Consider the following 926-nt stretch of genomic DNA (forward strand, 5'->3'; position numbering starts at 1 on the left):
TGGATGAACGCCAAGCCCTGGATACCGGAGTGGATACCGCGCGATCTGGTCAGTGCTGGCGACTTAACAAAACTTAACTTTTTGCAAGGCGATAGCCTGACAAAACCTGACATCGAGTGAGCACCAGAACCATATAAAGCCTAATATCGATTCGAGTATTGACCTTGGTTAAGTTAAGCTGGAGGGTTTCGTTCAATGTCTGTGAAGTCTTCCTCTTCATAAAGTTGGTCAAGTTTGCCCGCTAACTTTTCATTTATATCCAGGGCGTGAGTTGATGTCGTTTCATAGAGCTTTATGAAGTGTGAATGGCGGCTCGAAATTACCGGCTTGTAATATAATGCAGCGCACGCAGTAAACCAGAACACTAGAGAAAGTAGCCGTACTAGTGTATCGCTTACAAGCGCTACGCTTGGAGTCATGACTGGCCCGAGAGTGAATGGGTTCCCAGCTCCAAGGAATCGATCGCTGATTGCGATTCTACTGGGATGTGCCTTGTCCGAGAGCTGATAGTAAAGAGCTTGGGTGCGTTCCAGCGCCTCTCCGGCGGGAGATGTGTTCAGCACTTTTCGCACCTCTTTGTTTACGACCTCTTGGCCGCGAAACCATTTGTCGTACAGCTTTTTGTCGATTATGAAAGCATTCATTAGAGATACGTTTTCATATATTCGCCTGATTAGCGGTGCCGCCGCATTTGGCAGGCCCAATTTAATGACGGCTACGGCTCCATCCAACAAGTCATAAGTGTCAGCAATAAAGTTTCTGACCGCTATGTCGACGCCCCCAGATGGCTTGTAAGCACCAATTATTTGCACTAGTTTTATAATCAATATTTTATAGTTGTCGAGTGATTTTAAGTGAGGTGAAAACATCTTTGCTATCTCACTTTTTCTCAACTCTGTGAGATTTTCCATTTCTTTGAGACTTTC

Annotated in this window: 1 protein-coding gene; it reads right to left on the reverse strand. The window is 45.4% G+C overall.

The window, feature by feature from the left end:
• Positions 1-173: 173 nt before the first annotated feature.
• Positions 174-926, reverse strand: a 753-nt coding sequence (locus MCRY_RS23095; protein WP_217808271.1) for a hypothetical protein, incomplete at its 5' end; no start/stop codon positions are given.

The sequence above is a fragment of the Marivita cryptomonadis genome, from assembly GCF_002115725.1.
Lineage (GTDB): Bacteria > Pseudomonadota > Alphaproteobacteria > Rhodobacterales > Rhodobacteraceae > Marivita > Marivita cryptomonadis.